General features: G+C 63.7%; 15 protein-coding genes and 1 pseudogene. 10 read left to right on the top strand and 6 right to left on the bottom strand.

From position 1 onward, the window contains the following. Positions 1-22: 22 nt before the first annotated feature. The gene (locus tag CSC94_RS07985; protein ID WP_165784362.1) at positions 23-907 is read right to left on the bottom strand and encodes an MBL fold metallo-hydrolase; all 885 of its coding nucleotides are present in this window, start codon (positions 905-907) and stop codon (positions 23-25) included. A gap of 243 nt (positions 908-1,150) precedes the next feature. Between CSC94_RS07985 and CSC94_RS07980 the strand changes: the two genes are divergently transcribed. The 5 genes from CSC94_RS07980 to CSC94_RS07960 all read left to right on the top strand — a co-directional run bounded on the left by CSC94_RS07980 (position 1,151) and on the right by CSC94_RS07960 (position 4,701). After that, on the top strand, positions 1,151-1,561 hold the full coding sequence (locus tag CSC94_RS07980; RefSeq protein WP_099305678.1) for a hypothetical protein: 411 nt from the start codon (positions 1,151-1,153) through the stop codon (positions 1,559-1,561). 149 nt (positions 1,562-1,710) lie between these two features. Further along, entirely contained in the window at positions 1,711-2,832 is a 1,122-nt protein-coding gene (locus CSC94_RS07975) for a beta-ketoacyl-ACP synthase III (protein WP_099305677.1), read from the top strand. 7 nt (positions 2,833-2,839) lie between these two features. Further along, positions 2,840-3,457, top strand: a complete 618-nt coding sequence (locus CSC94_RS07970) for an MOSC domain-containing protein (protein ID WP_099305676.1) — start codon at positions 2,840-2,842, stop codon at positions 3,455-3,457. A gap of 126 nt (positions 3,458-3,583) precedes the next feature. Next, complete coding sequence (locus CSC94_RS07965) at positions 3,584-3,985, top strand: CidA/LrgA family protein (RefSeq protein ID WP_099305675.1); 402 nt, start codon at positions 3,584-3,586, stop codon at positions 3,983-3,985. Next, positions 3,982-4,701 (top strand): LrgB family protein, encoded by a 720-nt coding sequence (locus tag CSC94_RS07960; protein ID WP_099305674.1) that lies wholly within the window; start codon positions 3,982-3,984, stop codon positions 4,699-4,701. Before CSC94_RS07965 ends, CSC94_RS07960 begins: the two co-directional genes overlap by 4 nt. Positions 4,702-4,929: 228 nt before the next feature. Here the strand turns inward: CSC94_RS07960 and CSC94_RS07955 are convergent. The 3 genes and pseudogenes from CSC94_RS07955 to CSC94_RS07945 form a co-directional block, all read right to left on the bottom strand. Further along, positions 4,930-6,000, bottom strand: a pseudogene (locus CSC94_RS07955) (cation:proton antiporter domain-containing protein); the annotation flags it as partial. Between the two features lie 148 nt (positions 6,001-6,148). Next, positions 6,149-6,394, bottom strand: a complete 246-nt coding sequence (locus CSC94_RS07950; RefSeq protein WP_099305673.1) for a hypothetical protein — start codon at positions 6,392-6,394, stop codon at positions 6,149-6,151. 113 nt (positions 6,395-6,507) lie between these two features. Continuing rightward, the gene (locus tag CSC94_RS07945) at positions 6,508-7,728 is read right to left on the bottom strand and encodes an alanine racemase (RefSeq protein ID WP_099305672.1); all 1,221 of its coding nucleotides are present in this window, start codon (positions 7,726-7,728) and stop codon (positions 6,508-6,510) included. A 137-nt stretch (positions 7,729-7,865) separates the two neighbouring features. On the opposite strand from CSC94_RS07945, the gene CSC94_RS07940 reads away from it, so the two are divergent. Together CSC94_RS07940 and CSC94_RS07935 are read left to right on the top strand one after the other, a co-directional pair. Then, on the top strand, positions 7,866-8,837 hold the full coding sequence (locus tag CSC94_RS07940; protein WP_245408298.1) for a DMT family transporter: 972 nt from the start codon (positions 7,866-7,868) through the stop codon (positions 8,835-8,837). Between the two features lie 34 nt (positions 8,838-8,871). Then, positions 8,872-10,119 carry an amidase gene (locus tag CSC94_RS07935; protein ID WP_099305670.1) on the top strand — a complete coding sequence of 416 codons (1,248 nt, stop codon included), beginning with the start codon at positions 8,872-8,874 and terminating at the stop codon, positions 10,117-10,119. A gap of 387 nt (positions 10,120-10,506) precedes the next feature. Here CSC94_RS07935 and metF read toward each other — a convergent pair whose 3' ends face one another. Beyond that, positions 10,507-11,424: a methylenetetrahydrofolate reductase [NAD(P)H] gene (metF, locus tag CSC94_RS07925; RefSeq protein ID WP_099305667.1), complete on the bottom strand. Its 918-nt coding sequence runs from the start codon at positions 11,422-11,424 to the stop codon at positions 10,507-10,509. Position 11,425: 1 nt separating this feature from the next. Continuing rightward, the gene (locus CSC94_RS07920) at positions 11,426-12,442 is read right to left on the bottom strand and encodes an ArsR/SmtB family transcription factor (protein WP_099305665.1); all 1,017 of its coding nucleotides are present in this window, start codon (positions 12,440-12,442) and stop codon (positions 11,426-11,428) included. A gap of 198 nt (positions 12,443-12,640) precedes the next feature. Here CSC94_RS07920 and tsaA point away from each other — a divergent pair, with 198 nt between their 5' ends. From tsaA to CSC94_RS07905, 3 genes are all read left to right on the top strand, one after another. Continuing rightward, entirely contained in the window at positions 12,641-13,081 is a 441-nt protein-coding gene (gene tsaA, locus CSC94_RS07915) for a tRNA (N6-threonylcarbamoyladenosine(37)-N6)-methyltransferase TrmO (protein WP_342585946.1), read from the top strand. After that, positions 13,081-13,416 (top strand): DUF2293 domain-containing protein, encoded by a 336-nt coding sequence (locus CSC94_RS07910; protein ID WP_099305663.1) that lies wholly within the window; start codon positions 13,081-13,083, stop codon positions 13,414-13,416. Before tsaA ends, CSC94_RS07910 begins: the two co-directional genes overlap by 1 nt. Positions 13,417-13,522: 106 nt before the next feature. Beyond that, positions 13,523-15,277, top strand: coding sequence for a sugar phosphorylase (locus CSC94_RS07905; protein WP_099305661.1), 1,755 nt, complete (start codon positions 13,523-13,525; stop codon positions 15,275-15,277). Positions 15,278-15,286: the final 9 nt, after the last annotated feature.

The following is a 15,286-nucleotide window of genomic DNA, read 5'->3' as shown; positions in this document are numbered from 1 at the left end:
TTCGCCGCCCGGTGGCGAGGGGTCAGCCGAGGCGCAAGGTCTCGCCGATATCCAGAAGCACCGGCCTGACGCCCGGCGCACTGGCGCCGAGGAAGCGCCGGCGGGTCTCTGCCGGACTCTCGCGGCCGAAATTGAACGTTCCCCAGTGGTGGCCGATGGCCAGGCGTGCGCCAAGGGTAGAGGCCGCCTGAAGGGCATCGTCCGGGTTCATATGGATGCCGGCAAAGACGCGTTCGGGCTTCCAGGAGCCGATGGTCACGAGCGCGATATCGAACCGGCCCTGCCGCTGCCGGATCTGCCTGAAGATGCTGGAATATCCGGTGTCGCCGGAGAAATAGATGTTGTGCGTGCCGCCCCTGATCGCCCATCCGATCGCCTTGGTGCGGGCGAGCCCGACAACGTCTCGACGACCGAAATGGGCGGCGGGCAGCGCCGTCAATTTCAGTCCGCCAAGCCGCCTGGTGTCCCACACCGGAACAGTTTTGACCTTCCGGAATCCGGTCTTGCGCGCGAAGGTTTCCGTGCCCTGCGGCATGAGGAGGAGCGCATCGGGAAAGCGTGCGGCCAGTTGCTGCAAGGTGGGCATGTCGAAATGATCATGGTCGAGGTGACTGATCAGGATCACATCCACCCGGCGCAGACGGTTCGCATTCGGCGGCGGGTCAGCCAGCCGCTGCGGCTTCAGCGGCAAGTGCAACTCCAGCGTCTCGGAGAACATGGGATCGGTCAGGATGACCTTCCCGGCAAGCCGGATGAGGAAAGACGACTGCCCGAGCCAGGTAACCGAGGGGTTGGCGGCCTCATGGTCGATGGGGATGGTGCGCGGGGCGCCCTCGGTCGGGTGAAGGTGCAGCAGCGATCCGAGGCCGACCGTGGCGAGCCCGGCTGCCTCGAAAGGCTGTGGCAAGGTCGCCCGTCTTTCTCGACCGGATGTTGCGGCGCATCCGGCAAGCAAAGCAACGAAGATGATGGCCCGAAGGAAGGCCCAACCGACGCGCTTGCACATCGCGCCCCAACCTCACTAATCTATTAAATAGTAATAAAGCTTGGCTTTCGGGTCGCGACAAGATGAAAGTGGTGGCAGGCAGGCGGATGAATGTGTTCGCATCGATTTATACCGTGCGCGCGATACAGGGCGGGGGAATCGGGCATGGGTGACGGCTTCACAACGGTGATCGATCGCCTGACGGCAGTGGTGATGCTGCTTTCCATCGGCAGCGCCGTCTGGGCCAGTTCGTCGGACATTTCGCTGGCGAGCCGCCTGGCCGGGATCGGCGTGGCCTCGCTTTTTCTTTGTCTTCCCTATGGCCTGTTGTGGTTTGTCGCCCGACGGTTCCGCAGTCCTGTTCCAAGGTGGCTGGCGATCGGCGCCATGGTGCTGATCTTTGCCTTCTGGGCCTGGATTTTCCTGGAGACCTACATTTTTCCATCACAGCCGGATGCGCAGGACGCACTGATTTTCGTTGCCGCGCCGATGTACATGATCGCTGCCGCCGTGCTCGCAGCCATCGTCCTTCGGATCGCCGACGGGCGCAGCACAACCCCGCCACCCGCTCCATGAAGAGGAGGGCATGGCCTTGAGCCTGCCGCCATGTTAGAGCCCCAATATATTGCCTATCAGGGCGAAACACTGGTGTTTGCAAGTGGTCAACAGTTTAAGGCTATCCTGCAAGCCAGTCATGACGAATACACCAGGAAGGACGTCCACCAATGCCTCGTGTCGCAATAACCGGAACCGGTGCGGAGATTCCGGAAGGAAGTGTTTCCAACGAGGAACTCGTGGCCAGCTTCAACGCCTGGGTGGATCGCGAAAATCCGAAACGGATCGCCGCGGGCAAGCCCCCGCTGGACTATTCTTCTTCCGAGTTCATCGAATATGCGTCCGGCGTGAAGGCGCGACGCATGCTTGATCCGGAAGGCGTGCTCGATCCGGACCGCATGGCGCCGCGCTTCCCCGAACGGGCGAACGACGAACTGTCGCTGATGGCGGAATTCGGTTGCAAGTCTGCCCGCAAGGCACTGGATGAAGCAGGGCTGTCGGGCGAGGACATCGATTTCGTCATCTGCTCGGCTTCGCACCAGCAGCGGCCCTATCCCGCCGTTGCCATCGAAATCCAGCAGGAACTCGGCTGCAAGGGCGCGGGTTTCGACATGAACCTTGCCTGTTCCTCTGCCGGTGCGGCCATTCACCTGGCTGCAAGCCTGGTTCGCTCCGGTGCCCAGAAGCGGGTCTTGGTCATCACGCCGGAGATCATCTCCGGCCACCTGAATTTCCGCGACCGGCAAACGCATTTCATCTTTGGAGATGCGTCGGTCGCCCTCGTGATCGAGGGGCTGGAGGAGGGCGAGATCCGGCCCGGCGCCTTCGAGATCCTCGACACGCGGGTGTGGACGCAGATGTCCTCCAACATCCGCTCCAATTTCGGTTTCCTCAACCGGGCATCGCAAGAGCGGCTCGACGTCGTGGACATGGAAGGCCGGCTGATCACGCAGGTCGGCAACAAGGTGTTCAAGGAAGTCACGGTTGCCGCCCATCACTTCATCCGGGAATTCCTTGCCGACAACGGCAACACGCCAGAGGACATTCGCCGCTATTGGCTGCACCAGGCCAACGGCCGCATGAACGCGATGATCCTGAAGCTCGTTCTCGGGCACGAGGCGGACGAAGATCGTGCGCCGATGGTCCTGTCCTGGCTCGGCAATACCGCCGGGGCCGGCGCCGTGGTTTCCTTCGACGCTTCCAAGCAGGGATTGAAAGCCGGCGAGCGCGGGCTTTTCTGCGCCTTCGGGGCGGGCTATTCGATCGGCGCCGCGCTGCTGGAAAAGATGTGAGCCGGCAATGAGCGAGCCCGACTTTCCCGCGGTCCACGGCATGGATATCCAGCCCGGCCGGCGGATCAAGGCCGTTGCGACGCAGGTTCTCGTGGCACGCGGCGATGATTTCGAATCGCATCCCGCCGACCTACTCACCCTCGACTGGGGCGGCGTCGAGGGCGATCATCACCACGGCATGACCCGCAGGTCGGGCGGGCGCGAACCTTGGTATCCGCGTGGCACCGAGATGCGCAACGAGCGGCAGATCACCATCGTCTCGTCCGCGGAACTCGCCCTGGCGGCCGAGCGGATGGGTCTTGCGGCGATCGAACCGGGCTGGATCGGAGCGACGCTGGTTCTCGACGGGGTCAGCCACCTGTCGATGCTGCCGCGTGGCACGCTGATCTTCTTTGCCGGGGGGGCGACGCTCAAGGTCGACGACCAGAACGGCCCCTGCCGGATCGCCGGCAAGCGGGTTGCGGAACGGGCCGGCGCAGACGACATCACCGCTGCCTCTCTTCTTTTCCCCAAGGCGGCCAAGCGGTTGCGTGGCCTGACTGCCTGGGTTGAAAAGCCGGGCGTGATCGAGACGGGTGAAGCCGCGACGCTGATGATCCCGGAGCAGTGGATCTGGCGGAACTGACATACCGCCATCCGGGCCGCGGTTTTCATTCATCATTTTCAACATTCGCGACCATGTGCCTGTCGCAAATGACCTCTGGACTGTGCGCCCAGCTCTCAGCAAAGTGCAGCAAGCAGGAGAGGGGCCATGGGAAAAGATCAAGCCACGCCGACCATCAACATTCCGGCGGCGCTGACCGGCCTGCTGGCCTGTCAACTGGCCGGCGAGGTCGTGGTGGGCACGCTGCGCCTGTATTTCCCCGGGCTGGGTTTCCCGGGGCCGGTCGCCGGAATGGCCCTGCTGTTTGCCTGGCTTGCCTGGCGGGGCGGACCGGGGGCAAGCATGGACGCCACGACGGATGCGATCCTGCGCAATCTCTCGCTGCTGTTCGTGCCGGCGGCCGTCGGCGTGATGCAATACGGCGATATCCTGTCGCGCTACGGTTTCCCGCTCTTGCTTGCGCTGGTGGTCTCCACCCTTCTGACCCTGCTGGTCACCGTGGGCGTGTTTCTCCTGTTTTCACGCGGTGACGGGGAGAGCGGATCGTGAACGAGCCCGTTTCCACCCTCTGGGTCTATCTTTCCGCATCGCCGCTGACGTGGCTTACGGTCACGCTGCTGGCGTACGGAGCCGCCGACCGGCTGGCCGCCCGGCTTGGCCGGCCTCCCGTCGCAAACACCGTCCTGGTCTCCGCGATGCTGATCATGGCACTTCTCCTGGCGACGGGGACGGATTACGGCACCTACTTCGCCGGGGCGCAGTTCGTGCACTTCCTGCTCGGTCCGGCCACGGTCGCGCTGGCCGTCCCGCTCTGGCGGAACCTCGCGGCCGTCCGGCGTAACCTGCTCGCCATGGCCGCCGCGCTGGTCGCCGGATCGCTGACCGCGGCGATTTCTGCCGTCGCCATCGCCTGGGCCTTCGGTGCGCCGGCAGACGTGCTGGCATCGCTGGCCCCGAAGTCCGTCACTGCGCCGATCGCCATGGAACTGGCCAAGTCGCTCGGCGGCCTGCCGGCGCTCGCCGCCGGCCTCGTCATCCTTACAGGCATCACAGGCGCGATCGTCGTCACGCCGCTGATGAACCTCCTGGGCATCCGCAACTATGCGGCTCGGGGCTTCGCGGCCGGTGTCGCCTCACACGGGATCGGCACGGCCCGGGCGTTCCAGGTGTCCGACACCGCCGGCGCCTTCGCCGGCATTGCCATGGGGCTCAACGGGGCCCTGACCAGTCTCCTGGTGCTGCTCTGGCTCGTGTTCGCCGGCTGAGCCGGCCATGGCCTGTGCCTTCTCCTGGCGGCGCTGGTCGCGCTTCGTCCGGCGCTTGGCCCTGGCCATGCGCAGGGCGCGGCGGCGGACCCGGAGCCACCAGAGGCCTTCCTCGGCGGTTTCGATCTCGTTGTGATAGGCCTCGGCGAGGGCTTCGCGGTATGAGGAATACCCTTCTGACGCGAGATCCTCGATCCGGTGCATGACCGACATCCATGCCGGCGACAGCAGCAGGGTGATGGCGATGACCGCGATGGCGAGACGGTAGTTGCCGTAACCCAGCACGCCGCTGGCCACGCCGGCCGAGGCCAGGACGAAGGAGAATTCACCGATCTGCGCCATGGAGAGGCCGCCGATCAGGGCCGTGTCCCGGTCATGGGCGGTCAGGCGAAGGAGGAAGATGTTGAGGACGGTCTTGGCGAAGATGACGATGAGGGCGACGCTGATGACGTCGACCCAGTTCGCAGCGATGAAGTGCAGATCGATGAGCAGTCCGATCGACAGGAAGAAGACCACGAGCAGGACGCTCTGGATCGGCTCGATGACGGGAATGACGCGGGAGCGCAGGTTCGAATTGCCGATGACGAGCCCGGCAACGAAGGCACCATAGGCGGGCGAGAGGCCGACGAGGCCGGAAAGCGCGGCCGCGCCGAAACAGGCGGCCAGCGCGCCCAGCGCCAGAAGTTCGACCTTGTCTTCCAACTGGGCGGCGAAGGGCAGGATGAGCTTGCCGCGCCGGCCGAGCCACCAGAGCAGGGCGCCGAGAAAGACGACCGCGAAAGCGATCTTGGCCGTGATTTCCACGACGTTGGCGGTTTCGCCGCCGAGCGCATTGGTGAGGATCAGCATGGGGACGACGGCGATGTCCTGGGCAATCAGCACGCCGACCGTGATCTTGCCTGCATTGCCACGCAGTTCGCCCATGTCATCGAGCATCTTCATGGCGACCACCGTCGATGACAGCGCCATGATGAAGCCCAGCACGACGCCCTCGGCAATCGAGGCATGGGTCAGGAGAGAGATTCCATAGCCGATGACGAGCGAGACAAGGAGCTGACCGCCGGCGACGATGACGGCCGGCTTCAGGGAAAGCACGAAGGCACGCAGCGAAATCTCCGTGCCAATGAAGAAAAGCAGGACAAGAACGCCCATTTCCGCCAGCGCGGTGACGTTGTCCGACGTGGCAATGAAACCGAACCCGGTGGGCCCCATGATGACGCCGGCCAGGATGAAGCCGACCAGTGGTGGCTGGCGAATCCGCATCAGGCCAAGCCCCAGCAGTACCGCGGCGGTAACCACCAGCGCGATGTCGATCAGCGGGAATGCGGTGTGCCCGTGCTCCAATTGCTTCTCCGTCTTCCGATTCTGGCGCCTCCGGATTCATAGCGCAATACGGGCGGAAGCGGGGCGGGAATTCGCGCAGTGCGTGAATATGAGCGTCCGCTGGTCAGATGCGGTCGAAATCGTCCTTGTCGGTCGGTAGCAGAAGAACAGCGGTGGTGAGAAATCCGAATCCGAACGTGATACCGAAGGACAAGGCCATGATCAGGACGATGATGACCTTGTCATGGGATTGATAGAAGCGATCTCCGAAGCCGCCGATGTTGAACCAGACGACGGCGAAAGCCACGGCCCATCCGATCAGGATGCCGATGGCGGAATTGAGAATGACAAACCGCACGAGCTTGGGCATTCTGCGCCTCCTTCGCTCTTCGGCCTGCCGTCGTCACGACGGACAGCCTTGTCATGAAGATACCGCCTGCCGGTCGTTCGGCAAGGCGTCCGATTGACGCTGCGGGGACCGGATCAATCCGCCATGGTCTCGAGACTGGCGAACCCTTCCGGCGCGACACCGGAATCAAAGGGTTCCTGAACCTCGACGAAGGTATCCGGATAGAAGCCGTTGAAACGGGTGCGCAAGGACAGGGAATAGGCGCCGATATGGCCGATCTCGATCCAGTCGCCAGTATCCACCGTTTCCGGCAGCCAGAAGGGGCGGGACAGGATGTCAACGCTGTCGCAGGTCGCGCCGCAGACCTTGAAAGGCACGATGCTGGCCGCATCGCCGTTGCGGTGACGGATGGCCGGATCCGGGATGAAGCGCGCCGGCAGCGTGATCTTGCCCGTCCAGCTGTCGGACAGGGATGCCCAGATGCCGTCGTTGATGTAGAGGCGGCGGCCCTTTCGCATGAGCACGCGCACGATCAGCGAAAAGGCACGCGCGACGATGACGCGGCCCGGCTCTGCCACCAGCGGAAGTTCATTGAACTCCCATTCGCGGATGTCGTCGTTGAGCCGTGCCATCAGTTCCTGCAGCGAGGGCATGTCTGGGGCCTTGCGGCGCGGGTCGTGGCCATATTCGGCGGGAAAGCCGCCGCCAACGTCCAGGCCGGCGAGGGGAACGCCAGCGCGATTGCGCACCCAGTCGGCGGAGCGCAACGCACGCTCGTAGGTGTCTGGATCCTCGATCTGGCTGCCGACGTGAAAGCAGAGGCCAACCTTGTAGCCCATGCGGTTCAGGCGCTGGAGCAGTTCCACGGCATGGGCGGGCGCCGCGCCGAACTTTTTCGACAGCTCGTAGGCGGCGTGGCCCTTTGTCTGGAGGCGAACGAAGATCGTGATATCGCCGGGGGCGATGTCGAGGGCGCGAACGATCCGCGTCACCTTGGCGATCTCGTCTTCATGGTCGACAGACAGGACCCGAATCCGGAAATCCTCGAGCGCCAGGCGAATGTCCGACTGTGCCTTGACGGGGTGCATGTAAAGCATTTCCGCGTCGTGCGAGACCGCGCGCACGGCCCTGATCTCTGCCGGTGACGCGACATCGAAGCAATCGATGCCGGCCTCGACCAAGGTCTTCAGGACCATGTCCTCGCCATTCGTCTTGACCGCATAGGCGGTTCGGCCCGGAAAAAGGCGCATGAAATTCGCGGCGTCGGCCTTCAACACGTCGGGCCGGAAGCAATAGACCGGGACATCCGGCCGCAATTCCAAGGCTGCTTCACGGGCTGTGCTGAACGTCTGCATGGGCCATGTTCCTTTCTGCGCGTGGTGGGGAGCCTACCAATCCTCGGGGCCGGTACAAGAGCCAAGCAGCAAGTTCCGGGTGGCAGGCGAGGCACAAGACTGCCATCAACGCGGGTGAGAAGAGAACGGAGCCGGACATGACGTCAGCCGCAATACCATTGCATTCCCCGCGGATGAACGGGCGCACCTGGGGCGAACTCATCCTGCTCGGCGCGATCTGGGGCGGCGCATTCTTCTTCGGCCGGATCGCCGTGGCGGAATTCCATCCGCTTGACCTGGTTTTCTTCCGTGTCCTGCTGGCTGCGCTGGCCCTGCATGTCTTCCTTGCCGCGACCGGCAATCCACTGCGCCTGAACCGCCGCATGGCCATCAACCTGGTGATCCTCTCGGTTCTCAACAACGTGATTCCCTTTTCGCTGATCTTCACCGGCCAGACGGTGCTTGGCGCGGGGCTGGCCTCGATCATCAACGCCACGACGCCCTTCTGGACGGCGATCGCCGCGCAACTGCTGACCGCGGACGAAAAGCTGACCGTCAACAAACTCGTCGGGATCGGTCTGGGCATTGGCGGGGCAGCGGTTATCGTCGGGCCTTCCGTGGCCGGACACCTGGACGGACCGGCTTGGCCGAAGTTCGCCATCCTGGGGGCGACCGTCTCCTATGCGCTGGCCGCGCTGTTCGCACGGCGCCTGCGGGGCATGGCGCCGGCTCATTTGGCCGCGGGACAACTGACGTCATCGGCGGCGATCATGCTGGTCATCGTGCTGCTGACCTCCTCCAGTGCGATTCACTGGACGAGCTTCTTCGACTGGACGGGCGGACGCCCCGCCGCGGCTATCCACCTGACCGCGATCAGCATGCGCGCCTGGGCCGCGGTGGCGGCGCTCGCGTTTGTATCGACCGCCTTTGCCTATATCCTCTATTTCCGGATCATCGCGGCGGCGGGCGCCACGAATGCATCGCTCGTCACGCTCATCGTTCCGGCTTCCGCGCTTGTTCTCGGCATCGCCTTCCTGGGGGAGCAACCGGATATCCTGGAACTGGCAGGCCTCGGGCTCATTGCAGCAGGTCTCGTGACCATTGACGGGAGGCTCGTTTCACGGCGATAGGTTACCGGTTTCCGGAAGGGGGAGGGTATAAGCCATGCTATCGGTTCGCGAGATCGTCAATGCGGTGACATCGGGCAGGAAAACGGCGCAGGGGGCGATCGGCGAAAGCCTCGATGCCATCGCGGCGCGGGACGGTGCGATCCACGCCTTTGCCTGCCTTGCCGACCGCGACACCCTCCTGGCAGAATCCGCCGGATCGAAAGGGCCGCTCGCCGGCATCGCACTCGGCGTGAAAGATATCTTCGACACGGCCGACCTGCCGACGGAATACGGTTCGCCGATCTATGCCGGCTGGCAGCCCCGTTCCGATGCGGCCATTGTCGCCATGGCGCGCAAGGCGGGTGCAACGGTCGTCGGCAAGACCGTCACCACCGAATTTGCCTTTTTCCAGCCCGGCCCGACGGTAAACCCGCATGACCCGGCTCACACGCCCGGCGGATCGTCCTCCGGGTCCGCGGCAGCGGTCGCCGCGGGCATGGTCCCGGCGGCGCTCGGCACGCAGACCGGGGGGTCCGTCATCCGGCCGGCAGCCTTCTGCGGTGTCGCAGGCTACAAGCCAAGCTTCCGGCTGGCTCCCGCGACGGGCATGAAAACCTTTTCATGGACGCTGGACACGACCGGTTTCTTCGCGGCATCGGCAGACGACGTCGCCTTTCTGGCCGGTGCCATCCTGGAGCGCGACCTGTCCGCGGCACCGGTGCAGCCGGACCAGTTGCGAATCGGTCTCTACCGGACCTCGATCTGGAACGAGGCAGATCCGCTGATGCGCGAAGCGGTGGAAGAGGCGGCCGTCCGGCTGGAACATGCCGGCGCGGCGGTGATCGAAATGGCGGAGCCGGACATCCTTGCCGAGGCACGTCAGGCTCATTCGGTCATACAGGATCACGAGGCTGCCCGGGCCATGGCTTGGGAACATGCCCATGTCCGCGACCGGCTTTCGCCGAAGCTTCTGGCCTGCCTGGACAGGGGAGCGGCCACCCCCGCGGCCGACTATGATCGCGCGCGGTCCACGGCAAGGCGGGCGCGCAAGGCCGCGACCGAACTGTTCGAGCATGTCGATGTGCTCCTGACCCCTTCGGCGCCGGGAGCGGCGCCACGCGGCCTCGAGGCGACCGGCGATCCGAAGTTCAACAAACTGTGGACGCTGACCGGCAATCCCTGTCTGAACATCCCGGGATTCACCACGGCCGAGGGCCTGCCCCTGGGGGTGCAGATGGTCGCGCGGTTCGGCCGTGACAAGCAGTTGCTGTCGGCCGGAAAACGGGCCGAGAGCCTTTTTTGAGTGCGGCCATTCGGCGGTTGTCAATCGATTTATTTTCGGTCCAGGCGCGTTTCGCGATCCCCGCGTATTTACAGCAACTTGACCGTGCGGTCAGTGATGTTTTTCCCCATTGTTGCCGCGATGCAGCAACGAATTTTCTTGTCCGGAGTTGTCAAGCAGCTAGATTCAGACTGGTCAAACAAACAGGAGGACATCGCAATGGGACTGACACGTTCTCTCAATGCGCTCGTGTTTTTTGCTGCGTTCGCCTTTATCGGCCTGCTTGTGATCGGGGTTGTTCCCTGAGTGAATACAAGGCCTTGAGGCTGGCTTCCTGATAAATGGGATTGAATGACAAGGCGATGGCCGGAGGCAAACTCCGGCCATCGCCGCTTTTCATTGCCTGCGTCAGGCGGCCTTCGCTCCGGGTTCATCCGGCTTGTTCGCGCGGATGCCGATGAGGTGGCAGACGGCGAAGACCAGGTCCGGCTTGTTCATGGTGTAGAAGTGAAAGTCATCGACGCCACGCTCCATCAGGTCGAGAACCTGCTCGGCGGCAACGGCGGCGGCGACCAACTGGTGGGTCTGGGGATCGTCTTCAAGTCCTTCGAACCGGTCGGCGAGCCATTGCGGGATGCTGGCACCGCAGCGGCCGGCAAAGCTGGCGACCTGCGTGAACGCATGCACGGGCAGGATGCCAGGCACGATCGGGATGTAGATGCCGGCCCGCCTGGCGCGTTCGACGTAGCGTTCATAGTTGTCGTTGTCGAAGAAGAACTGGGTAATCGCCTTCGTCGCGCCGTTTTCAACCTTGCGCTTCAGCATCTCGATGTCGGTGGCGAAATCCGGGCTTTCAGGATGTTTCTCCGGGTAGGCCGAGACATAGACCTCGAAATCGCCCTTGGCATGCAAGCCGCCGACGAGATCAGCCCCGTTGACGTATCCGCCGGGAAAGGGCTTGAACTGCGCGCCGACGCCGTCTGCCGGGTCACCGCGTAGCGCCACGAAGCGACGCACGCCGGAGGCAACGAATTCGTCGATCACCGTATCGACCTCTTCGCGGGTGGCATCCACGCAGGTCAGGTGGGCGGCCACATCCAGGTCGGTTTCTGCAATGATCCGCCGGACCGCGTCGAGTGAGCGTTCCCGCGTCGACCCCCCTGCACCATAGGTGACGGACACGAAATCCGGTGCCAGCGGCGCCAGGCGCTGGACGGTCTCCCAAAGGCGTTCGGCCATCTTCTCGTTCTTCGGCGGGAAGAACTCGAAAGAAACACTGAGCGGCTGGCCGGAGCCAGGGGTGCGGGTGAAGCGGGGGGAAGCCATGTCAGGCGAGCTCCGATGAGGTCGGTGTTGCAATTTCGTCGGCAATCTGGGTCCGGCGGTCATGGCCGATCCACAGCTTGACGGTGAGTTTGTCCGGCTTGCCGTCGGGCGCGGCGACTTCGGTCGCCGAGGTCATGTCGAGGCCCGCGGCATCGAACCAGTCGCCGATCTGTTCGTCGGAGAAGCCCATGCGGATGTGGTGGTGATCGTCCCGCAGGAAATCGAGCGTGTGGGGCGCGAAGTCGACGATGACGATCCGGCCTCCCGGACGCAGCGCGCGAGCAGCCTCGGCAATCGCCAGACCCGGATCGTCGAGATAGTGCAGAACCTGATGAATGGTGATCAGGTCGAAATTTTCCCGTTCGACGGGGAGGGCCAGGATGTCCCCGAGGCGCACCTGGGCATGCATGACGCCGGCATTGTCGAGATTGGCGCGGGCGACCGACAGCATTTCCCGGGACGCGTCGATCCCGGTGGCGCGAAGGTAGATGGGCGCAAACAACTCCAGCATTCGCCCGGTACCCGTACCGATATCGAGCATGGTCTGCACCGGCGTGGACCCGACGCGTTCGACGAGCGCTTCTTCCACGGCCCGGTCGGGCGCATGGAGCCTGCGCAATTCGTCCCATTCGCCGGCGTTGCGGGCGAAATAATCCGCGGCCCGGTCTCGCAGGCGTGCCTTGACGGTCGACCGGCGTTCGTTGTCGCGTTCGATCTGCGGGTCGGAGGGATCGAGCCGCGCAACAAGCAGTTCAACAAGGTCATTGGCCCTTCCCGTGTCGGCCAGCCGGAACCAGGCCCAGGACCCTTCCTGGTAGCGTTCGACAAGTCCCGCTTCCATGAGCAGCTTGAGGTGGCGTGACACCCGCGGCTGCGACTGGTTCAGGATTTCCGTCATGTCCGAAACGGTCAGGTTGCCGCGCGACAAAAGCGCCAGAATCCGCAGGCGGCTGGATTCGGCGGCGGCCTTGAGTGTATCAACCAGACTGGGCAGGGACAGGTTCGTGCGGTTGAGCATTGGGCACTCCGGAGAAAGATATAAAGATATGTTTATGTCATTTTTGTCGACGATACAAGCGGAATAGCTTCGAAGCGTCATTTTTTCGCCCGCCTGCGTCGTTTCCGTCGTCAGCAAAAAGGGATGAGCATGTTTGAACAGCGAGAAGGCGAGAAGAGCCTTCCCTTTGATCCGGCCGCCGCTGCCGGGCAGGGGCACGTGGTCTTCATCGGCCACCTGGAGACGCCGTGGACGGATCGCGATACCTGTCCGCGCAACATGACCCGGGCGCGGGAAGCCGGAAAGCCGGCACGCCTGATCATTGAACCTTCCTATCGCGATGGTCTTGCCGGCCTGGAAACGACGAGCCATCTCGTCATCCTGTCGTGGCTCAATCATTCGCCGCGCAACCTGATCGTCCAACATCCGCGGCACGCGGCATCGGCAAAGGGCGTGTTTGCCCTGCGATCCCCGGCGCGACCGAACCCGATCGGATTGCATGTCGTCCGCGTCACCGGTTTCGACGCTGCAATGGGCGTGATCGATCTCGAGGCAATCGACGTGCTCGATGGAACGCCGGTGGTCGACATCAAGCCTTACATCCCTGCCATCGACGCCATTCCCGATGCCGACACCGGGCGGGCGGGATCGTCCGCCTGATGGCTGCACGCACGGGCCGTCAGCGCGCCATTGCCAAGTCGTTGACCGCACTTCTTCCGATGGCGCCCTATGCCGATATCGAAGCGATTCGCGCGGCCGCATCGGCGCGCCACATGCGCGACCTGCCGCCGGCGATTGCCGTCTGGCTGGCGACTGTCGCCCACGTGCGGCATCGCTATACCGATTATGACGACCTGCGCGACGCCGGATATGACAAGGAAAGCGCCCGTCACTTCACGGCCGATGCCATCAATGACCAATTGACCCAATGGCGCGCCACGCGTCTCGTGGACCCGGACAGCCCGGACGAGGACGACACGCCGGCGCCGGCCTGACGTCCGCCGGCCGTGCATTGGTGAAATCCGAACTGCGCATCTTTTCATCGGCGGGTAATTTCGCTTAAGTTTTGAGCAGAACGCAATCACCGAGGGATCCAGCCGCATGCCTTTTCCCGATCGCCTGCGCTCACGGCTCGAAGCGCATCTCGAATTCATCTACCCGCAGGCCGATCATGCCGCCTTGACCGAAGCGGTACTCGATGCCTTCTGGCCCGGCGATCGGGACGATCTTTGCCGCCCGATGCGCCGGCGGCTCAACGCGCCGGTCTGGTCGGAAAGCGATGCCGTGCTGATAACCTACGGCAATACGCTGGTGGACGGTGAGAACACGCCTCTGACGCTGCTCGACGATTTCCTGACCCATCACCTAGGGTCAGCCATCAACTCGGTCCACGTGCTGCCCTTCTTTCCCTGGACGTCCGACGACGGATTTGCCGTGGTCGACTACACGAAAGTGAATGGCGACGTCGGCGACTGGCATCATCTCACGGGCATCTCGGGGCATCACAAGCTGATGGCCGACCTCGTGCTCAACCATGTCTCCAGCCTGCATCCGTGGTTCATCCAGTACCGTCAGGACCAGGAACCGGGGCGGGCCTATTTCATCGAGGTCGATCCCGCGACCGATCTCAGCCAGGTGGTGCGGCCGCGGCCGCAAAGCCTTTTGCGGGAGGTCGAAACAGCCCATGGCGTGAAGAATGTCTGGTGCACCTTCAGCCATGACCAGGTGGACCTCGATTTCTCCAATCCCGACCTCCTCCTGGAGTTCATCCGCATTCTGCGGTTGTTTCTCGACAAGGGCATCACCACGATCCGCCTGGACGCCGTCGCCTTCATCTGGAAGGAGATCGGGACGACCTGCATCCACCTGCCGCAGACACACGAGATCATCCGGCTGATGCGCACGCTTGCTGACTATTCCCGCGAACCGATGGTTCTGATCACCGAGACCAATGTCCCCAACCGCGAGAACCTGTCCTATTTCGGCAACCGGAACGAAGCGCACGGGATCTACAATTTTCCGCTGCCGCCGCTTGCCCTGCATGCGCTGCTGACGGGGGATGCCTCGGTGCTGACCCGCTGGCAACGGCGGATGCCGCCGTCGCCGGCCGGCTCCTTCTATTTCAACTTCACGGCCAGCCACGACGGCATCGGTGTGCGGGCCGCGGAGGGGTTCCTGACGGACGATCAACTTAACAGGATGATCGAGGCGATCCGCGGCATCGGCGGGCTCGTGTCCATGCGGGCGATGCCGGACGGGTCCGTCCGGCCTTACGAGATCAACGTATCGCTATGGGATGCGATGCTGGCGGGTCCGGGTGGGGCGGAGATGCGGTTCGAGCGCTTCATGGCATCCCAGACGATCATGATGGCCCTGGAGGGCATCCCGGGCATCTACATCCATTCCCTGCTCGCGACGCCCAATGACCTGGACCGGGTGGAACGGACCGGACACAACCGGTCCATCAACCGCCACCAGTGGAACTATCCCGAACTGGAAGAACGTCTCTCGGATCCGCAATCCGATACGGCGCGGGTCTATGGCGAGATGCTCCGTCGCCTTGCGGTGCGGACGCGCCAGCGGGCGTTTCACCCCAACGCGACCCAGATGACGATGGATTTCGGGCCTGGCATCTTCGCAATCTGGCGCCAGAGTGGAGACCGCACCCAGTCGATCTTTGCCATCCACAACGTCACGGCGCGCGAACAGGTGGTTCCGCTGGACCGCATCAACCTGATCGAGAACGAGCCCTGGGTCGATCTGCTCAGCGGCGAACCAGTGGAGGAGCCGCACGGGGAAATCGTGCTGGCGCCCTACCAGTGCCGGTGGATTTCCAACGTGCTCCCAGAGCTCTGACCTTGTCCC

Source organism: Zhengella mangrovi (assembly GCF_002727065.1).
Taxonomy (GTDB): Bacteria; Pseudomonadota; Alphaproteobacteria; order Rhizobiales; family Rhizobiaceae; genus Zhengella; species Zhengella mangrovi.
This window is presented reverse-complemented; position numbering and strand designations above follow the sequence as displayed.

Coding starts and splice junctions, on each gene's coding strand:
- metF (WP_099305667.1), bottom strand. CDS start 11,424: ATGGCTTCCCCCCGCTTCACCCGCACCCCTGGCTCCGGCCAGCCGCTC.
- CSC94_RS07905 (WP_099305661.1), top strand. CDS start 13,523: ATGCCTTTTCCCGATCGCCTGCGCTCACGGCTCGAAGCGCATCTCGAA.
- CSC94_RS07980 (WP_099305678.1), top strand. CDS start 1,151: ATGGGTGACGGCTTCACAACGGTGATCGATCGCCTGACGGCAGTGGTG.
- CSC94_RS07920 (WP_099305665.1), bottom strand. CDS start 12,442: ATGCTCAACCGCACGAACCTGTCCCTGCCCAGTCTGGTTGATACACTC.
- CSC94_RS07975 (WP_099305677.1), top strand. CDS start 1,711: ATGCCTCGTGTCGCAATAACCGGAACCGGTGCGGAGATTCCGGAAGGA.
- CSC94_RS07945 (WP_099305672.1), bottom strand. CDS start 7,728: ATGCAGACGTTCAGCACAGCCCGTGAAGCAGCCTTGGAATTGCGGCCG.
- CSC94_RS07950 (WP_099305673.1), bottom strand. CDS start 6,394: ATGCCCAAGCTCGTGCGGTTTGTCATTCTCAATTCCGCCATCGGCATC.
- CSC94_RS07965 (WP_099305675.1), top strand. CDS start 3,584: ATGGGAAAAGATCAAGCCACGCCGACCATCAACATTCCGGCGGCGCTG.
- CSC94_RS07970 (WP_099305676.1), top strand. CDS start 2,840: ATGAGCGAGCCCGACTTTCCCGCGGTCCACGGCATGGATATCCAGCCC.
- CSC94_RS07940 (WP_245408298.1), top strand. CDS start 7,866: ATGACGTCAGCCGCAATACCATTGCATTCCCCGCGGATGAACGGGCGC.
- CSC94_RS07935 (WP_099305670.1), top strand. CDS start 8,872: ATGCTATCGGTTCGCGAGATCGTCAATGCGGTGACATCGGGCAGGAAA.
- CSC94_RS07910 (WP_099305663.1), top strand. CDS start 13,081: ATGGCTGCACGCACGGGCCGTCAGCGCGCCATTGCCAAGTCGTTGACC.